At 32.1% G+C, this 17,515-nt stretch carries 16 protein-coding genes and 1 riboswitch; of the genes, 8 read left to right on the forward strand and 8 right to left on the reverse strand.

Features of this window, described 5'->3' with window-relative positions; all coding sequences use genetic code 11:
* The first annotated feature begins 41 nt into the window (after window positions 1–41).
* The gene (locus G5V56_RS10810) at window positions 42–1,508 is read left to right on the forward strand and encodes a S41 family peptidase (RefSeq protein WP_166964815.1); all 1,467 of its coding nucleotides are present in this window, start codon (window positions 42–44) and stop codon (window positions 1,506–1,508) included.
* Window positions 1,509–1,590: 82 nt separating this feature from the next.
* Here the strand turns inward: G5V56_RS10810 and G5V56_RS10815 are convergent, their stop codons facing one another.
* Window positions 1,591–3,465, reverse strand: coding sequence for a TonB-dependent receptor plug domain-containing protein (locus tag G5V56_RS10815; protein ID WP_166964817.1), 1,875 nt, complete (start codon window positions 3,463–3,465; stop codon window positions 1,591–1,593).
* Window positions 3,466–3,530: 65 nt separating this feature from the next.
* A riboswitch (cobalamin riboswitch) is annotated at window positions 3,531–3,725 on the reverse strand.
* A 242-nt stretch (window positions 3,726–3,967) separates the two neighbouring features.
* Here G5V56_RS10815 and G5V56_RS10820 point away from each other — a divergent pair.
* From G5V56_RS10820 to G5V56_RS10840, 5 genes are all read left to right on the forward strand, one after another.
* Window positions 3,968–5,080, forward strand: coding sequence for an ABC transporter substrate-binding protein (locus tag G5V56_RS10820; protein WP_317166426.1), 1,113 nt, complete (start codon window positions 3,968–3,970; stop codon window positions 5,078–5,080).
* 1 nt (window position 5,081) lies between these two features.
* Window positions 5,082–6,113 carry a FecCD family ABC transporter permease gene (locus G5V56_RS10825; RefSeq protein ID WP_166964820.1) on the forward strand — a complete coding sequence of 344 codons (1,032 nt, stop codon included), beginning with the start codon at window positions 5,082–5,084 and terminating at the stop codon, window positions 6,111–6,113.
* Between the two features lie 13 nt (window positions 6,114–6,126).
* Window positions 6,127–6,918, forward strand: coding sequence for an ABC transporter ATP-binding protein (locus tag G5V56_RS10830; RefSeq protein WP_166964824.1), 792 nt, complete (start codon window positions 6,127–6,129; stop codon window positions 6,916–6,918).
* A gap of 86 nt (window positions 6,919–7,004) precedes the next feature.
* Window positions 7,005–8,327 carry a DNA recombination protein RmuC gene (locus G5V56_RS10835; protein WP_166964828.1) on the forward strand — a complete coding sequence of 441 codons (1,323 nt, stop codon included), beginning with the start codon at window positions 7,005–7,007 and terminating at the stop codon, window positions 8,325–8,327.
* Window positions 8,328–8,336: 9 nt separating this feature from the next.
* Complete coding sequence (locus tag G5V56_RS10840; RefSeq protein WP_206285896.1) at window positions 8,337–8,873, forward strand: acyl-CoA thioesterase; 537 nt, start codon at window positions 8,337–8,339, stop codon at window positions 8,871–8,873.
* 33 nt (window positions 8,874–8,906) lie between these two features.
* Here G5V56_RS10840 and carB read toward each other — a convergent pair whose 3' ends face one another.
* Window positions 8,907–11,759, reverse strand: a complete 2,853-nt coding sequence (gene carB / locus G5V56_RS10845) for a carbamoyl-phosphate synthase large subunit (RefSeq protein WP_166964839.1) — start codon at window positions 11,757–11,759, stop codon at window positions 8,907–8,909.
* 113 nt (window positions 11,760–11,872) lie between these two features.
* On the reverse strand, window positions 11,873–12,034 hold the full coding sequence (gene rpmH, locus G5V56_RS10850; RefSeq protein WP_019387117.1) for a 50S ribosomal protein L34: 162 nt from the start codon (window positions 12,032–12,034) through the stop codon (window positions 11,873–11,875).
* Window positions 12,035–12,420: 386 nt separating this feature from the next.
* On the opposite strand from rpmH, the gene G5V56_RS10855 reads away from it, so the two are divergent.
* Window positions 12,421–12,996, forward strand: coding sequence for a DUF2892 domain-containing protein (locus G5V56_RS10855; RefSeq protein ID WP_166964842.1), 576 nt, complete (start codon window positions 12,421–12,423; stop codon window positions 12,994–12,996).
* Here G5V56_RS10855 and G5V56_RS10860 read toward each other — a convergent pair whose 3' ends face one another.
* The 3 genes from G5V56_RS10860 to G5V56_RS10870 form a co-directional block, all read right to left on the reverse strand.
* The gene (locus tag G5V56_RS10860; RefSeq protein ID WP_166964844.1) at window positions 12,997–13,314 is read right to left on the reverse strand and encodes a PH domain-containing protein; all 318 of its coding nucleotides are present in this window, start codon (window positions 13,312–13,314) and stop codon (window positions 12,997–12,999) included.
* 145 nt (window positions 13,315–13,459) lie between these two features.
* Window positions 13,460–14,386: a lytic transglycosylase domain-containing protein gene (locus tag G5V56_RS10865; RefSeq protein WP_166964846.1), complete on the reverse strand. Its 927-nt coding sequence runs from the start codon at window positions 14,384–14,386 to the stop codon at window positions 13,460–13,462.
* A 33-nt stretch (window positions 14,387–14,419) separates the two neighbouring features.
* Window positions 14,420–15,085, reverse strand: coding sequence for an alpha/beta hydrolase (locus G5V56_RS10870; RefSeq protein ID WP_166964848.1), 666 nt, complete (start codon window positions 15,083–15,085; stop codon window positions 14,420–14,422).
* Between the two features lie 116 nt (window positions 15,086–15,201).
* Here G5V56_RS10870 and G5V56_RS10875 point away from each other — a divergent pair, with 116 nt between their 5' ends.
* Window positions 15,202–15,498: an N-acetyltransferase gene (locus tag G5V56_RS10875; protein WP_206285897.1), complete on the forward strand. Its 297-nt coding sequence runs from the start codon at window positions 15,202–15,204 to the stop codon at window positions 15,496–15,498.
* 72 nt (window positions 15,499–15,570) lie between these two features.
* Here the strand turns inward: G5V56_RS10875 and G5V56_RS10880 are convergent, their stop codons facing one another.
* Both G5V56_RS10880 and mtaB read right to left on the reverse strand, forming a co-directional pair.
* On the reverse strand, window positions 15,571–15,945 hold the full coding sequence (locus G5V56_RS10880; RefSeq protein ID WP_166964850.1) for a hypothetical protein: 375 nt from the start codon (window positions 15,943–15,945) through the stop codon (window positions 15,571–15,573).
* 124 nt (window positions 15,946–16,069) lie between these two features.
* Window positions 16,070–17,407 (reverse strand): tRNA (N(6)-L-threonylcarbamoyladenosine(37)-C(2))-methylthiotransferase MtaB, encoded by a 1,338-nt coding sequence (mtaB, locus tag G5V56_RS10885; protein WP_166964852.1) that lies wholly within the window; start codon window positions 17,405–17,407, stop codon window positions 16,070–16,072.
* Window positions 17,408–17,515: the final 108 nt, after the last annotated feature.

Here is a 17,515-nt window from a genome sequence, read left to right on the forward strand (position 1 = left end):
TTTGATTATTTCAATCGAAATGGATATCATCAAAAAACTATATGAAAATCTTAAAGGCACTAATCGTTGTTTTTATTGTAAGTAGTTTGTTAACAAGTTGTTTTAAAGACAATGACGATACCGCTACTGTTACTCGAGATATCAATGATTTTGTTTGGAAAGGCATGAACTCCTGGTACAATTGGCAAACCGAGGTTCCTGATTTATCTGATACAAAAGATGATAACTCCACCGAATATGCTTCGTATTTAAATCAGTTCAGCAATCCAGAAGATCTCTTTAATAGCTTAAGATATCAGTACGGCGTTACTGATAGATTTTCTTGGTTTATAGACGATTACATTGTTCAGGAACAACAGTTTCAAGGTATTTCAAATTCTTTTGGACTAAAATTTCAAGCAGTTCAAATAAATAATAATGGAGATATAATTTTATATATAAAATATGTTTCCGACAATTCTCCTGCTAGTAACTCCAATATTTTAAGAGGAGATATTATTAATGCTATTAACGGAACCGTCTTAAACACATCAAACTATAATAGCATTGTAAATGATTTATATAAAGAAACAGTAACCTTATCTTTTGTTACAGAAAATAACGGCGTATTAACACCAACTGAAGACAAAACCATTACGGCTACCATTGTTTATGAAAACCCTGTATATCTTGCTAAAGTATTTAATAATATTGATGGAAAAAAAGTGGGATATTTAGTTTATAACGGGTTTAGATCTTCATACAACGATGAATTAAATGCTGCCTTTGCGACTTTTAAAAATAAAAATATTGATGAACTCATACTTGATTTAAGATTAAACGGAGGAGGGTCTGTGGCTACGTCTTCGTATTTAGCAAGTATGATAGATGCAGATGCTGGTGAAGGAATATTTGCGAATTTAGAATTCAATTCAAAACACACAGGCGAAAACGGCTCTTATAATTTCACTAACACTCTAAATGTTTATAATGCTGATAATGTAAAAACTGGAGAAGAAACCATAAACAGATTAACTACAATTAACAGATTATTTGTATTGGTATCTGAAAATACAGCATCAGCAAGTGAAATGGTTATAAATGGTCTTAAACCGTATATTCCTGTTAAACTTATAGGAACCACAACGTATGGTAAGAATGTTGGATCTATCACGTTGTATGATTCACCAGGTTCAGATTATACAGATAGAGCATCGGCTAATCCTAATCATTCAAATGCCATGCAACCTATTGTATTTCAAATATTCAATAAAAACGGAGACAGTGATTATACGCAAGGTTTTACACCGGACATCGAAGTAAAAGAATACGAATATTGGAATAATATACTCCCTTTTGGCGATGAAAACGAAGCCGTTTTAAAAGCGGCTCTTGACGATATAAGAGGCTATACAACAAAAACAGGAACTATAAAAAAAGCGAGTAGCAACATAAAGAGTTTAGATCTTAAGCCTTTTAATAAATTTGAAAAAGAGATGTATCTTGAAAATGACTTTTCTTTAAATTAAAGTATAAAAAACTTAAACACATCAGCATAAAAAGCCTTTCTAAGTATTTAGAAAGGCTTTTTATATTGTAAACATTAATAAATTATAATGTAATATTTAATCCTACATTAACATTTCTTCCTTTGGTTGTATAACCTATTATTTCTGTATAATCTTCATTAAAAAGATTAGTTACACCAGCAAATAATTTCAACTTATTGTTAATCAATTTATGACTAAAATAAAGATCTATTAATGAAAATGACGGTAATTTAACATCTTGGTAGGTTGAGAAATCGGTATCCGTTCTACTACTTGTAAACTGATAGCTGAATGATGCATACATATTTTTAGAAAAATTATACCCTAAACTAGCATTCGCTTTATGTTTTGGTAAACGCAAACGCGTACCGTCTTTTAATTCTGTAAATGTATAATTTGCTGTAAAAACAAGATCATCTATTAAAGTTGCTTTTGCTTCTGTTTCAAACCCATGAACGTTTGCTTTAGTAGCTGCATTTTCATAACCATTGGCTGCATAAACAATCGTTTTATTTTCTTTTCTATTAAAATAAAGAGCATTAACTCTAAATCCTTTTTTATTTGAAAATTCTAATCCGCCTTCTACCGTTGTATTTTCTTCTGGATCTAAATTGGCATTGGCACCAAAAAAACCAAATAATTGTGACAAATTAGGTGCAATAAACGACGTCGCATAAGACCCTAAAACTTTAATATTTCCAGCACTAATAGGAATATTATAAGATGGATTTATACTGTAAACTAAATGAGATCCATATTCGCTATGATTATTTAAACGAGCTCCTGCATTTAAGTTCAACCCAAAGTCTGACACATAAACCGCATTTATATACGGATCGATATTATTGTAACTTTCTTCTACAGCAAATAAACTTTTATATTTATTATAGTTAACACCAGCAATTGTGTAAAAAGTTTTATTAAAGACATATTTATTAAAAGCATCAACAACAAAATTTTCAGCTTCGTAATTCGCGCTAAAATCTGAAACAATCGCTCTATCAATTTTAGTATAAGCTGCATTTACTTGAAAGCTACCATTAGTGTAAGTAAATTTTGGAGATACCCCCACTCTGGTCTGCTCGCTAAAAAAGGTGTCGTCGGTATCGGTTAACACATAAGCGGGTGCTGGACTGCCATCAATATCAGATTTCAACTTATCATAGCTAAAAAATGTGGCTATTTCAAAAGCCTTGCTTACTTCATAGCCCAATTTTAAATTGGTATTAAATCTTGAGAAAGGATCTTTTTCTGCATGATCAGATTTTGCCGCCGATAAACCATCAACATAATTATTTCCAAAACTTGCCAAATATGTTAACTTATTTGTTGTTCCGTTTACAGAAACATTATTGGTAAAACTTGATCCGTAATAATTTAAATTGTCTTGTGATTGATTGGTGCCAACTACCGTTAAAAAACTTCCTGAAACCGTATCTTTGGAGGCTTTTTTAGTGGTAATGCTAATAACCGCTGTGGCTGCAGCGTTTCCATACAATGTACTGGCTGCCCCTTTAATAATTTCAATAGATTCAACAGTATTTAAATCTACAAGTCTTAAATCAAATTCATTGGATACTGATGATGGATCGTTTACAGGAATACCATCAATTAACACTAAAACTTGCCTGGAGTTTCCGCCCCGAACATAATACGATAAATTTTGTCCTTGCACACTCCTACTTCCGTTAATTTCAATGCCGCTTTTAGAATTAATTAATTCGGTGATACTTCTTCCTTGATTGTTTTCAATCTCATTATTTGAGATTTTAATAACCGTTTTTCCTGAGTTTTCGCGTTTTAGTTTAAACCGTGAATCTGTAATAACAACTTCATCAAGTTGCTGGACTTTTGTTGAATCGATTTGCTGTTGTGCAAACCCAGCCATCGATACCCCTAAACATAGGATACCAAAAGCATGTACTTTTTTGTTCATTTTAATGAATAATTACTCGAGAATCGCATGACAATCATACGCAAACTTTTATCCCGAAAGTTTAACTTATTTTTTTGAAATTGGCAGGTCTCCTGACTTGCGTCTTCATGTTGGTCTTCCCAAAGATTTCTCTCCAGTGACATTGAAGTTGAACATGAAGCTTTATAGCTTACAGTTGCGGGAACAGTTCTGGATTTTAACCAGATTCCCTTTTAATTTATTCACGTGAAATGAACAAAACCTAATTTCGATGCAAAAGTAAATATTATGTTTTATATGACTTCGTAAATTTTATTTTTTCTTTGTCATTTTATAAACTAAATAAATAAAGCCGACTAAAAAATGAAGTATTATAACGCCAGCAACTATATATATTGTTAAATTTGAATTTTCTCTCATGAGTTTAAATTTATCCAAAAGTATTAAGTAATTAATTAAAATACAGTTACAATTGTTACAGAGTAAATCATTAAAATTATCTTATCAAATAACTCTTTTTCTGGTGTTTATAACATTTTTTAATTGTAAAAACGACTCCTCAAAAAAAGCTATTACTGATTTACATAAAAATGAGATATCCTTAAAATATGCTCAAGGATTTAGTATTTCAGACCAAGGCACTTATAAACTATTAGAAATTAAAAATCCGTGGCCTAAATCTGAAAAAATATATAAATATGCGTTAGTTCCTAAAGGCAACAAAGTCAATTTAAATAAGAACGATTTTGAAGCTATACTAACCATCCCTATAAAAAAAATAGTCGTTACTTCAACCACGCATATTCCCTCACTAGAATTATTAGATGTTGAACAAACCTTAGTTGGATTTCCTGGTATTAATTATATATCGTCTGAAAAAACCAGAAATCGTATTGATAATGGCAAGGTTCGAGAACTTGGAAAAAATGAAGGTATCAATACAGAAGTACTTTTAGAGCTGTTTCCTGATGTTGTAATTGGCTTCGGAATTGATGGCAACAACAAAACGTTTGAAACCATAAAAAAATCTAATATCCCTGTAATTTATGATGGCGATTGGGTTGAAAGTTCTCCACTTGCAAAAGCAGAATGGATCAAACTTTTTGGATTATTATATGATAACGAAAAACAAGCTGATTCCATTTTTAATACAATTGAAAACAATTATTTAGATGCCAAGAAACTGGCTTCTAAAGTAAATAACCAACCCACAATTTTAAGTGGCGCTATGTATAATGATGTGTGGTATTTGCCCAGAGGAACTAGCACAGAAGCACAACTTCTTAAAGACGCTAACACAAACTATTTATTTAAAGACACGAAAGGAACCGGAAGTTTATCACTTAACTTTGAAACGGTTTTCGCGAAGGCGAAAGATGCCGATATTTGGTTGAGTCCATCCAATTATGAAAGTTTGGAGGCTCTTGAAAACAGTAATGAACATTATACGATGTTTAAAGCATTTCAAAATAAAAATATATATTCGTTTACCAATACAAAAGGTAAAACAGGAGGCGTTTTGTATTACGAGTTAGGTATGACACGTCCCGATTTAGTCCTAAAAGATTTAATTAAAATTTGTCATCCGGAATTATTAGAAAATTATCAACCCTATTTTTTTAAAAAGTTGAACTAAATTGATTGACGCTAAAACATATTCGAAGTCATTTATCATTATCATACTCGTTTTAGTAGGGTGTTTTGTTCTAAATATTAGTTTAGGCTCTGTTCATATTCCATTACAAGATGTTTTTAAAAGCATCATTGGTAGTTCTACAGAACAAGATACGTGGTTGTATATTATCCAAAATTACAGACTTCCAAAAGCATTTACCGCTATTTTAGTCGGCTCTGGTTTGGGTATTTCCGGACTTTTAATGCAAACCCTTTTTAGAAATCCATTGGCTGGTCCGTTTGTTTTGGGTATAAGCTCTGGTGCCAGTTTAGGCGTGGCATTGATTATTTTAGGCTCGAGTGTTTTTGGCGGACTTTTAACAACGCTTTTAGTCTCTAAATGGAGTATCGTTATTGCCGCGAGTTTTGGTAGTTTTCTGGTTTTAATTTCCGTCATGGTTGTATCTTTAAAAATACGTGATACCATGGCCATTTTAATTATCGGACTTATGTTTTCAAGTATTACGGCCGCCATTGTAAGTGTACTTTCTTATTTTGGTTCCGCGCAACAGTTACAACAATATGTGTTTTGGGGTTTTGGTAGTTTGGGTAACTTATCCTGGAATGAATTGGGTATATTCTTCATCATTTATTGCTTCGGAATTGTACTGAGTATCTTTTCAATAAAATCGTTAAACTCACTTCTACTTGGTGAAAACTATGCTAAAAGCCTAGGTTTAAACATTAAAAGAAGTAGATTGTTAATTATTATAGCGACTAGTTTATTAGCAGGAACAATCACTGCTTTTGCTGGACCAATAGCATTTATTGGATTGGCTATTCCACACATGACACGTCAATTATTTAATACCTCTAATCATAAAGTATTGCTACCGGCCGTATTTTTATTTGGAGCCATCATCATGCTTATTTGCGATAGTATTGCACAAATACCTAATAGTGACTACACCTTGCCAATTAATGCCATAACCTCTTTAATTGGGGCGCCTGTTGTTATTTGGTTATTGGTTAGAAAACGTAAAATGATATTCTAGATGCTATTTCAAAATGGAAAATAAAAATAATATCATATTAAATACCGAAAACTTATCCATTGGATATGCTTCAAAAAAAGAGCGAACTATTATTGGTAGCAACATCAATATTAATTTGAATCGTGGAGAACTTATTGGGTTGATTGGGGCGAATGGCATTGGTAAATCCACACTTTTACGAACACTTACCAATGTTCAAAAACCATTGGAAGGGACTGTTAAAATAAATGATAAAAGTTTACATAAATATGATGCTATCGACTTAGCCAAAGTACTAAGTCTCGTCCTAACAGAAGCAGTATCCTCAAAAAACTTATCTGTTTTTGAATTGGTTGCTTTAGGAAGACAACCCTACACCAATTGGGTTGGATCGTTATCTGAATATGATATGAATAAGGTTGATGAAGCCCTGAAACTTATTAATATTACGCATTTAAAACACAAAAACTGTTTTGAGTTAAGTGATGGTCAATTGCAAAAAGCTATGATAGCACGTGCGTTGGCACAAGATACTGATATGATTATCCTAGACGAGCCTACCACGCACCTTGACATGTATCATAAAGCATACATTTTAAAACTGCTACAAAAACTGACTCAAGAAACAGGAAAAACGATTTTATTTTCGTCGCATGAAATAGATTTGGCTATTCAATTATGCGACACTGTAGTTGTTATGACCAATGATGGTGTGGTTTCAGATCAGCCATGTAATCTCATCGCAGATGGTGTATTCAACAGTTTATTTCCAAAAGATTTAATTATTTTTGATAAAAAAACAGGCAGTTTTAAGGTTAAGAAATAAATAAACTTCAAAAAACTTGTTTGCAGGATTAAAGCTTTATTCTTCAAACGAAAAAAATTATCTTTGATAAAATTCTATCTATTTATATGTCCGATTTAATCATTCAAATTATTGCTGCTTTAATTTTCGCAGCTTTAGGGTTCTTTTTAGGAACTTATTTCAATAAACTTAAAAACAAAAGCGAACAAAGCACCTTACAAGAGCGTCAAAACCAGATGACTTCAACTATTGAGGAACTCAAACTTAATTTAAATAAAATTGAATTAGACAGAGAAGAGATAAGACGTGAAAAAGAATTATTAAGTTCTGAAATAGCCAGAAAGAATGCCGATTTTGAACATCTGGAACAACTCAATTTAAAACGAGACAAAGAACTCGAAGAACGCCAAGAGCAATTGCGCAAAGATTTTGAGATTTTAGCTACCAAAATTTTAGATGAAAAGTCTGAGAAATTCACGCTTCAGAATAAAGAAAACATCACAAATATTTTAAATCCGTTACAAGAAAAAATTAAAATTTTTGAAGAAAAAGTAGACCTTACTCAAAAGGAAAGTATTAGCATGCATTCGGCTTTAAAAGAGCAATTATTAGGCTTAAAAGACTTAAATCAGCAAATGTCTAAAGAAGCCACAAACCTTACAAGGGCATTGAAAGGCGATAGCAAAATGCAAGGTAATTGGGGCGAATTGGTGCTAGAACGTGTTTTAGAAAAATCTGGTTTAGAAAAAGATAGAGAGTATTTTGTTCAGCAAAGTTTTACATTGGCAAGTGGCGCACGCGTGTTGCCCGATGTAGTTTTACATCTGCCAGACGACAAAAAAATGATTATTGACAGTAAAGTATCATTAACCGATTACGAGCGCTTTGTTAATGCTGAAGATGATGACAAACCGATGCATTTAAAAGCACATGTTAACTCCATTAAGAAGCATGTCGATCAACTTTCAGAAAAAAATTACCAAGATTTATACGATATAGAATCACCCGATTTTGTGTTGATGTTTATCCCTATCGAACCTGCCTTTGCTGTAGTTGTTAATGAAGATAATAGCATTTACAATAAAGCTTTTGAAAAAAATATTGTAATTGTAACACCTTCTACCCTTTTAGCAACACTTAGAACGATTGATTCTATGTGGAACAACGAAAAACAACAACAAAATGCTATCGAAATAGCCAGACAAGCTGGCGCTTTATATGATAAATTTGAAGGTTTGGTGAGTGATTTAACCGGCGTTGGAAAAAAGATTGACGCCGCCAAAAGTGATTATTCAGCGGCTATGAATAAACTTGTTGAAGGTAAAGGCAATCTTATAACAAGTGTTGAAAAACTTAAAAAAATGGGAGCAAAAGCTAAAAAAGCATTACCAGAAGCTATTATAAAACGTGCTGAAGAAGACCAACTATAAATCATTACTATGTTTAAAACCATTGAAGAATCTCAAATAACTTTAACGCAATTAATGTTACCATCTCACTCAAATTTTAGTGGAAAAATACATGGTGGATTTATTTTAGGGCTTATGGACCAAATTGCGTTTGCTTGCGCCTCTAAACACTCAAGAAATTATTGTGTAACGGCATCTGTTAACAAAGTAGATTTTTTAAACCCAATTGAAGTTGGAGAATTAGTTACGCTTAAAGCTTCTGTAAATTATACTGGACGAACCTCTATGGTTATTGGTGTGAGAGTAGAATCTGAAAATATTCAAACTGGAGAAAAAAAACATTGTAACTCATCGTACTTTACCATGGTAGCTAAGGACGAAAAAGGAAACAATGTTGCTGTTCCTGGTATTATTTTAAAAACAAAGGACAGTGTTAGACGTTTCTCAAGAAGTATAGAACGACAAGAACAGGCCAGACATAGAAGCACCAAGTTTAAATCTTCTGATTTTCAAATAGACGATTATCTTGATATTATTAAAACTCAAAATGCCAAGTTAGAAATCTAATTCATAAAAAAAGCCGCTAATCGCGGCTTTTTATTATTTATTTAAATACATTTTTCTTCTGGAGTATAATTCGTAAAACTCGTCGTCTTTCAAACTATCAATAAATAAAATGCTTTCTCCTGTACTTTTCATTTCTGGCCCTAATTTCTTATTCACATTAGGGAATTTATTAAAAGAGAACACCGGTTGTTTAATAGCGTAACCATTTAACTTCGGATTAAAATTAAAATCCTTAACCTTCTTTTCTCCTAACATCACTTTAGTTGCATAATTTACATAAGGCTCTCCATAAGCTTTGGCTATAAAAGGCACCGTTCTTGAAGCTCTTGGATTGGCTTCTATGATATAAACAACGTCGTCTTTAATAGCAAACTGTATGTTAATTAACCCTACAGTGTTTAATGCTAAAGCAATTTTTTTGGTATGATCTTTAATTTGCTGCATCACCAAATCCCCAAGATTAAAAGGTGGTAACATAGCATTACTATCACCTGAATGGATTCCACAAGGCTCTATGTGCTCCATGATGCCTATAATATAAACATCTTTTCCGTCACAAATAGCGTCGGCTTCTGCTTCAATAGCACCTTCTAAATAATGGTCTAAAAGTAATTGGTTACCAGGCATTACTCGTAACAAACTAACTACATGCTCTTCTAGCTCCTTTTTATTAATGACAATCTTCATGCCTTGACCACCAAGCACATAGGATGGTCTTACTAAAATTGGAAAATCTAATACGTCTGCAATAGCAGCGGCTTCATCGGCTGTTGTTGCAATATCGAACTGAGGATACGGAATATTATTTTCCTTTAAAAGATTAGAAAACAAGCCTCTGTCTTCTGCCAAGTCTAGAGCTTCAAAACTAGTTCCAATTATTTTAACGCCATATTTAGTTAATTTTTCAGCCAGTTTTAAAGCAGTTTGTCCTCCTAATTGAACAATAACGCCTTCTGGTTTTTCATGTTTAATGATGTCGTAAATATGTTCCCAAAAAACAGGTTCAAAATACAACTTATCAGCTGTATCAAAATCAGTTGAAACCGTTTCAGGATTACAGTTAATCATAATGGTTTCATAACCGCATTCTGCAGCCGCCAAAACACCATGAACACAACAATAATCAAATTCAATCCCTTGTCCTATTCTATTAGGTCCAGAACCTAGAACAATAATTTTTTTCTTATCGGTAACTATGCTTTCATTATGAGAAAAACGTTTACCATCGGCTGTTTCCATATCACTCTCAAACGTAGAATAGTAATATGGTGTTTGGGCTTTAAATTCTGCAGCACACGTATCAACCAGTTTATAGACTCTATTAACACCAAACTCTTCACGTTTATTATACACCTGACTTTCTAAACAGCCTAACATATGAGCTATTTGTCGGTCTCCATATCCTTTTTGCTTAGCCTCAAGCAATAAATCCTTTTGAATAGTATCTATCTTATAGGTTGAAATTTCCTTTTGAAGTAAGTATAATTCTTCATACTGCTTTAAAAACCACATGTCTATTTTTGTGATTTCAAAAATCCTACTCAACGGAATTCCCATTGCAATGGCATCATAAATAATAAACACACGATCCCACGAGGCATAGGTAAGTTTCTCTATGATTTGCTCGTAATTCTTATTTTCTTTTCCGTCTGCACCAAGACCATTTCGTTTAATTTCTAAAGACTGTGTTGCCTTATGAAGTGCTTCTTGAAATGAACGTCCAATTCCCATGACCTCTCCAACAGACTTCATTTGTAAACCTAAAGTTCTATCTGAACCTTCAAATTTATCGAAATTCCAACGTGGTATTTTTACAATCACATAATCTAATGTCGGTTCAAACAAGGCTGAAGTCGATTTTGTGATTTGATTTTCTAACTCATCTAAATGATAACCAATCGCCAATTTAGCTGCTATTTTAGCAATTGGATACCCTGTGGCTTTACTCGCTAACGCTGAAGAACGCGATACGCGTGGATTGATTTCAATGGCAATAATATCTTCATTTTCATCGGGACTTACGGCAAACTGAACATTACAACCTCCTGCAAAATCACCTATACTTCGCATCATATGAATGGCCATATCACGCATTCTTTGATAAGTTCTATCGCTTAACGTCATTGCCGGAGCTACAGTAATAGAATCTCCCGTATGAATTCCCATTGGATCCATGTTTTCAATAGAACAGATAATGACGACATTATCGTTATCATCTCTAAGTAATTCTAATTCAAACTCTTTCCAGCCAATTAAAGCTTTATCAATCATGACTTCATGAATTGGAGAAATCTCTAATCCACGAGTTAATAATTCGTCAAATTCTTCTTCTTTATGAACAAAAGATGCTCCTGCTCCACCAAGGGTATAGGAGGCTCTGATAACTAAAGGGAATCCAAACTCTTGCGCTATTTCTTTACCTTTTAAATAGGACGAAGCCGTTGCTTGAGGTGCCATAGGAATGCCTATTTTAAGCATTAACTCTCTAAACTGCTCTCTGTCTTCGGTAATGTTTATCGCATCAATATCTACACCTATAATTTCAACACCAAAATCTTTCCAAATACCTTTTTCATCTGCTTCTATACATAAATTTAAAGCTGTTTGACCACCCATAGTTGGTAATACGGCATCTATTTGTGGGTGTTCTTTTAAAATTTTAATTAAAGACTTAGTTGTTAAAGGAAGTAAATATATATGATCAGCCATTGAAGGGTCTGTCATAATTGTTGCTGGGTTGGAGTTTATCAAAATAGTTTCTATCCCATCTTCTCTTAACGACCTCAATGCCTGTGAACCAGAGTAATCAAACTCACAAGCTTGCCCAATAACAATAGGTCCCGAACCAATAATTAATATAGATTTTAGTTTTGGATTTTTTGGCATTTTCTTTTAGTTATATGTTGGATTTTAATGTTTTACAAAAATAGTAATCACTAGATATAAAAAAAGGCGTTACCGTTAAGTAACACCTTTAAATTATCAACAATTGTTAATCATTATTTTTTATGTCTAGCTTCAGTAGATACAGACAGTTTTTTTCTTCCTTTTGCTCTTCTACGAGCTAACACTTTTCTACCATTAGCAGAAGCCATTCTTTCTCTGAAACCATGTTTGTTTCTTCTCTTTCTTTTTGATGGCTGAAACGTTCTTTTACTCATTATCTAGTATCTTTAAATCTGAAAACTCTATTTATTTTTTTGTTTTTTGGCTTATGCAAAACCGAGCGCAAATATACAAAGAGTTTTTACTTTGACAAATGTTATTTTAAAAATATTTTGCAATACTTGAATTTTTATTCTTTTCCTATAATTATCTAAGTTATATGACTCATAAGCTCATTCTTATCTGATAAATTCACTTATTAATTTTAACTTAAATACTTCTTTTGTCAAATTTATAATTTATATATTTAGTTTTATGCTGCCTATCAACTTTACAATTTTATGGCTCATTTCATAAAAATTTAGTTTCTTTGCAATCTAGAAAGAAATAGGACATTACTAGATTATTAATGTGTCTTTAAACCCTTTATTTAAAATTAAAAATGTACAATAAAATTATAAAACTTATCATAGCGGCAGGTATTTTAGCCTATGCAGTATATCAATTTACTGAAGGATTTATAGGTAATGGCATCATGCTTATTCTATTGTCATCAGTCTTTGTGTTTTTATACTTTAAAAATGAATTTATTCTGTTAGCTTTCTTAAGACTTCGTAAACAAGATTTTGAAGGGGCAAAAAAATGGCTTAACAAAATTAAGAATCCAGAATCTGCTTTAGTGACCAAACAACAAGGATATTATAATTATCTGCACGGTATTATGGTTTCACAATCTAATATGAATGAAGCCGAAAAGTATTTTAAAAAAGCAATAGCCTTAGGCTTATCAATGGATCATGATTTAGCTATGGCCAAATTAAATTTATCTGGTATAGCGTTCTCTAAACGAAGAAAGCAAGAGGCTCAAAAATTATTGTCTGAAGCTCAAAAACTAGATAAACAAGGCATGCTTACGGATCAAATAAAGATGATGAAAGAGAATATGAAGCGTTCTCAAATGCCAAATCAACACTATGGTACTGGCGGTTCTTTAAGAGCTCAAAAACGCAGAGGTTAATTAACTCATTAAGCTAATTTGGTTCTTTATATTGGGATTGATTTTTATTAGTTCCTCTATAAAAGATATTTTATCTTTTGGAGAAATAACCACTGAACTAAATTGTCCATACTTTATTTCAATTCTATCAAAAGAAGCCGCTGGAGACGATATTAATGTGCTGCTTTTTGATATGGATAGTATCTTTTTGATTTCTAAATCCTTTTTATAAATAAACCCACTGCGTATTTTTAATATATCATCTACTATCATATATTTTGTGCTAAAGAATAGATGTATTATAAAAATGGCTGTTAAGACCAATATTACAATGGACATTAAAATCGATTTAATAGATTCAGTGCTAAAGATTTCCAATATACTAATTGCGAAAAGCAACAAAAGAATTCCTGACAATAACCCGTATGATATTTTAGATTTATAAACCTTCATTGTACCGAGGTTGTATAACAAAAAATTTCAACTACTTCACGTCATAATATCCTTTTTTAGGAATATCAATTAAATATTTTTTTCTTGATTTATTGTTAAGATACCTATCTCTTAACCATGGATTATGAACCTTTAAAATTTTATAGTTTATACCAAAGTCTTTTGCGAATTTTGTAAAATCAGAAACTGCTGTATCCACTTCAACTTTAAAGGTGGGAATGTTTGAATATAAATCTTTATCTCTAAAATTAAAACCATACGTATCTGGGTGTGTTAATATTTCTTTTAACGCAACTATTCTAAATACATATCGTCCGGTTTCTTCTCCTAGTAATAAATCGTAATAATTTGTTACATCCTGTTCTTCTAAACGTTTGGCTATACCTGTATCGCCAGCGTTGTAAGCCGCCGCAGCTAAAGTCCATGAACCTAGTACTTCTTTTGATTTCAAAAAATATTCACAAGCTACTTCTGTTGATTTTTCTAGATTATAACGTTCATCTACATTATCATTAACTTCTAAGCCTTTTTCGCGAGCAGTAGATGGCATAATTTGCCATACACCGCGTGCGCCAGCTGGTGAAACCGCATTAGTTAATCCACTTTCAATAACTGCTAAGTATTTAAAATCGTCTGGAACCCCATATTTTTTCAAAATAGGTTCTATAATTGGGAAATATTTTTTAGCCCGCTTAAACATTAATAAGCCGTTAGACTGCCAATATGTATTCACTAATAATTCCCTATCCATTCGTTCATAAATATCTGGGTCATTAAGCGGAACAGATTCACCTGCAAAGTTTAAATTATGTGGAATTTGTAAAGCGTATACATTATAATCGTTAATTAATTTTTTTTCAAAATTCTCATCGGTTGGAGCATCTTGGAGGGCATAAATAAACAAGGCTGTTAAACTTAATAATCCTACAAATGCCAATACTTTCTCTACTATCTTCATTTTTAAAAAGTTTTTTTAAAATTAATAAATTTTTCAATCTGATAAAATAATCTTTGGCAAATGTTCATTGAACCACTTATTTTTGTTTAGAATCATAATATGGGTTCCTCCTTTAATAATTATGCAGTTTTTTATCTTCTTAATTGGAAATACAGAATCAGAGTCTCCATGAATATGAATAATACCTTCCATACTTTCTTCTTGATCCCAACAAACCATTTGTTCAATAGCCCAACTTAAATACTTACTATCATTAACAGACAAGTATTTTTTATATAACTCTAGCCGCTTTCTTATATTGTTGCCAATAGCATATTTAGTTAATACATCTATTTTACTTACTAGTTGCGTAGGAATTAACTTGTAGGCTTTGGTTGTTTTTGCCAGAACCATATGCTGTGGCAATTCCTGATTTGTTTTAACACTTGAAACTATAATTAATTTTCTGATTTTAATATGCTTACTAATTTCTTGCACTAAAACACCTCCAAATGAGACACCTAAAAGCACACAATTAGGATGCTTTATATTATGAGAAACTCGCAATGCATAATCGCTAAGCAACTCATTATCAAATGGTAAAAGCCATTCTAAATAATGAATTTCAAATTGATTAGTAGGTAATTTAATATGCTCAAAAATACGCGGACTTGCGGCCATTCCAGGCATTAAATAAACATGTATTATCTCTTGATTCATAAGGTTTTAACCTTGAATTATCGCTATACTAAGGATTTTTTTTCGTAAATTTGTACTACAAAGCTATAGAAATAGCTCTTACTATTTACATTTCTTTTCAATTAAAACACTTTATCATGATTGATGCTGCAGAACTAATAGACAATGATTTTTTACGTCAGTTTGAAATTAAAATTGATGACCACCTTGCCAAAATTGAATATTCATTACAAGATCGAAAGATTTTCTTAACTAAACTTATCATCCCAGATGGGATTGGTGATGAAAATTTTAGTAATGAATTTTTAATAGCTGTGTTTGAACAGATTGAAGAACGTAATTTAAGTGTGGTTCCTACCAGCCCTGAAATAGCTAAATTTGTAAGAAAGAATAGGAAATACAAACGAATGCTCCCCGTTGGTGTGAGAATTTAATTTTTATAATAAGCAAACAAAAACCCCAAAACATGTGTTTTGGGGTTTTTGTTTTAATAATGTAATAGTTAATTAGTATGTTGAAGTATTATTAGATACTTTATTAAAAGGTAAATTGTCTTCAAGACTCAAAACAAGTTGTTTTTCTGAATTTATTATATAAGAAACTAATGAGATATCGCCTTGTAAAAGCGTTACCGTATTATCAATTGTCTGCCAATTAAAACTATTGGCGCTCGATATAATCTTATCTTCCTCTACTTCTGTATAAATTCTTATGCCTGTATTATCTGCCTTAAAGACTAATTGATATCCAGTATTATCATTATAATCAACTCTCTGCCAAACACCAACAATATCATTATTTTGACCAATCTCTTCGGTAGAGCAAGAAGCCAAAAAAAATATCAGAATTATAGTTGTAAATATGTTTAAGTGTTTTTTCATATATAAAACTAATTTAGATTTACTAGAATCTAAATATTTTGTAAGCCAAACTTATGGTAGTACAATAACGACGTCAAAAAAAATCGTTTAAACTCAAGAAAAGTAATCCGAAGGGCTTATCTTACTATATATTCAGTACAGATTCCTTTAAAAAATCAAACCTTACTAATCCATCATCATCAATATTAGTAAGCTGAATATTGTGCAAGGTGTTTACAAGATCTGGATTCCAAGGCGTTTTAACTTTGACATAATTTTCAGTAAACCCATGGATGTAGCCTTCTTTATTTTCGCTTTCAAACAAAACGGTTCTGCTAGTTCCAAGTTGGCTTTCATAAAAGGCACGACGTTTTTTAACTGATAAGCCTCGTAACATTTTACTGCGTTTACTTCTCACCTTCATAGGCACCACACCATCCATTTCCACTGCTTCTGTGTTGTCTCTTTCAGAATACGTAAAAACGTGCAGATAAGAAATATCTAACTCATTTAAAAAATGATACGTTTCTAAAAAATGCTCATCTGTTTCTCCTGGAAAACCTACAATCACGTCAACTCCTATACAGGCATGGGGCATCACTTCTTTTATTTTTGAAACACGATTTACATAAAGCTCACGATTATATCGACGTTTCATTGTTTTGAGAATCTCATTACTACCACTTTGCAACGGTATATGAAAATGAGGTACAAATGCTCTGGACTTCGAAACTAAATCGATTGTTTCATTTTTTAGAAGATTGGGTTCTATGGAAGAAATTCTTAAGCGCTCAATACCTTCAACTTTATCTAATTCAGTAACCAAATCTAAAAACGTATGTTCATGTCTCTTATTACCAAATTCACCTTTACCATAATCGCCAATATTAACGCCTGTTAAAACAATTTCTTTAATGTTTTGTTCAGCTATTTCTTTGGCATTTTTTAAAACATTGTCTAGCGCATCACTTCTTGAAATTCCTCTTGCTAATGGAATAGTACAATACGTGCACTTATAATCACAACCGTCTTGAACCTTTAAAAAGGCACGTGTTCTGTCTCCTATAGAATAAGAACCTACATAAAAATCTGCTTCTTCTATTTCGCAGGAATGAACTTCACCAAAATCATTTTTTGAAAGGTCGTTTAGGTAATCTGTAATCTTAAATTTTTCAGTAGCTCCCAGTACCAAATCAACTCCATAAACATCGGCTAATTGTTCTGGTTTTAATTGGGCATAACATCCTATGGCTGCTACAAAAGCTTCTGGGTTTGCCTTTTGTGCTTGCTTTACAATAGTTTTAAAACGTTTATCGGCATTTTCGGTGACCGAACAGGTATTAATTACATAAATATCTGCTTTTTCAGAAAAGTCGACACGATCAAACCCTTCCTCCGTAAAACCTCTTGCAATAGTGGAGGTTTCAGAAAAATTAAGTTTACAACCTAACGTATAAAATGCGACTTTTTTTCTAGTGTTCATTCTTGTGTTTTTACCAAGGCGGCAAATTTACAACTTAAAAACGAGATGATAAAACCAATAGGTTTTACATTAAAAAAACTGATACTTATTACATTTTTTTTAAATAAG

Origin of the sequence: Yeosuana marina, from assembly GCF_011762485.1 — a bacterium.
GTDB lineage: Bacteria > Bacteroidota > Bacteroidia > Flavobacteriales > Flavobacteriaceae > Yeosuana > Yeosuana marina.

Excerpts from the sequence above, each read along its gene's own strand:
- G5V56_RS10870 (WP_166964848.1), bottom strand. The coding sequence starts at position 15,085 with ATGAATCAAGAGATAATACATGTTTATTTAATGCCTGGAATGGCCGCA.
- G5V56_RS10815 (WP_166964817.1), bottom strand. The coding sequence starts at position 3,465 with ATGAACAAAAAAGTACATGCTTTTGGTATCCTATGTTTAGGGGTATCG.
- G5V56_RS10860 (WP_166964844.1), bottom strand. The coding sequence starts at position 13,314 with ATGTCCATTGTAATATTGGTCTTAACAGCCATTTTTATAATACATCTA.
- carB (WP_166964839.1), bottom strand. The coding sequence starts at position 11,759 with ATGCCAAAAAATCCAAAACTAAAATCTATATTAATTATTGGTTCGGGA.
- G5V56_RS10865 (WP_166964846.1), bottom strand. The coding sequence starts at position 14,386 with ATGAAGATAGTAGAGAAAGTATTGGCATTTGTAGGATTATTAAGTTTA.
- G5V56_RS10810 (WP_166964815.1), top strand. The coding sequence starts at position 42 with ATGAAAATCTTAAAGGCACTAATCGTTGTTTTTATTGTAAGTAGTTTG.
- G5V56_RS10835 (WP_166964828.1), top strand. The coding sequence starts at position 7,005 with ATGTCCGATTTAATCATTCAAATTATTGCTGCTTTAATTTTCGCAGCT.
- rpmH (WP_019387117.1), bottom strand. The coding sequence starts at position 12,034 with ATGAGTAAAAGAACGTTTCAGCCATCAAAAAGAAAGAGAAGAAACAAA.
- mtaB (WP_166964852.1), bottom strand. The coding sequence starts at position 17,407 with ATGAACACTAGAAAAAAAGTCGCATTTTATACGTTAGGTTGTAAACTT.
- G5V56_RS10855 (WP_166964842.1), top strand. The coding sequence starts at position 12,421 with ATGTACAATAAAATTATAAAACTTATCATAGCGGCAGGTATTTTAGCC.
- G5V56_RS10880 (WP_166964850.1), bottom strand. The coding sequence starts at position 15,945 with ATGAAAAAACACTTAAACATATTTACAACTATAATTCTGATATTTTTT.
- G5V56_RS10875 (WP_206285897.1), top strand. The coding sequence starts at position 15,202 with ATGATTGATGCTGCAGAACTAATAGACAATGATTTTTTACGTCAGTTT.
- G5V56_RS10840 (WP_206285896.1), top strand. The coding sequence starts at position 8,337 with ATGTTTAAAACCATTGAAGAATCTCAAATAACTTTAACGCAATTAATG.
- G5V56_RS10830 (WP_166964824.1), top strand. The coding sequence starts at position 6,127 with ATGGAAAATAAAAATAATATCATATTAAATACCGAAAACTTATCCATT.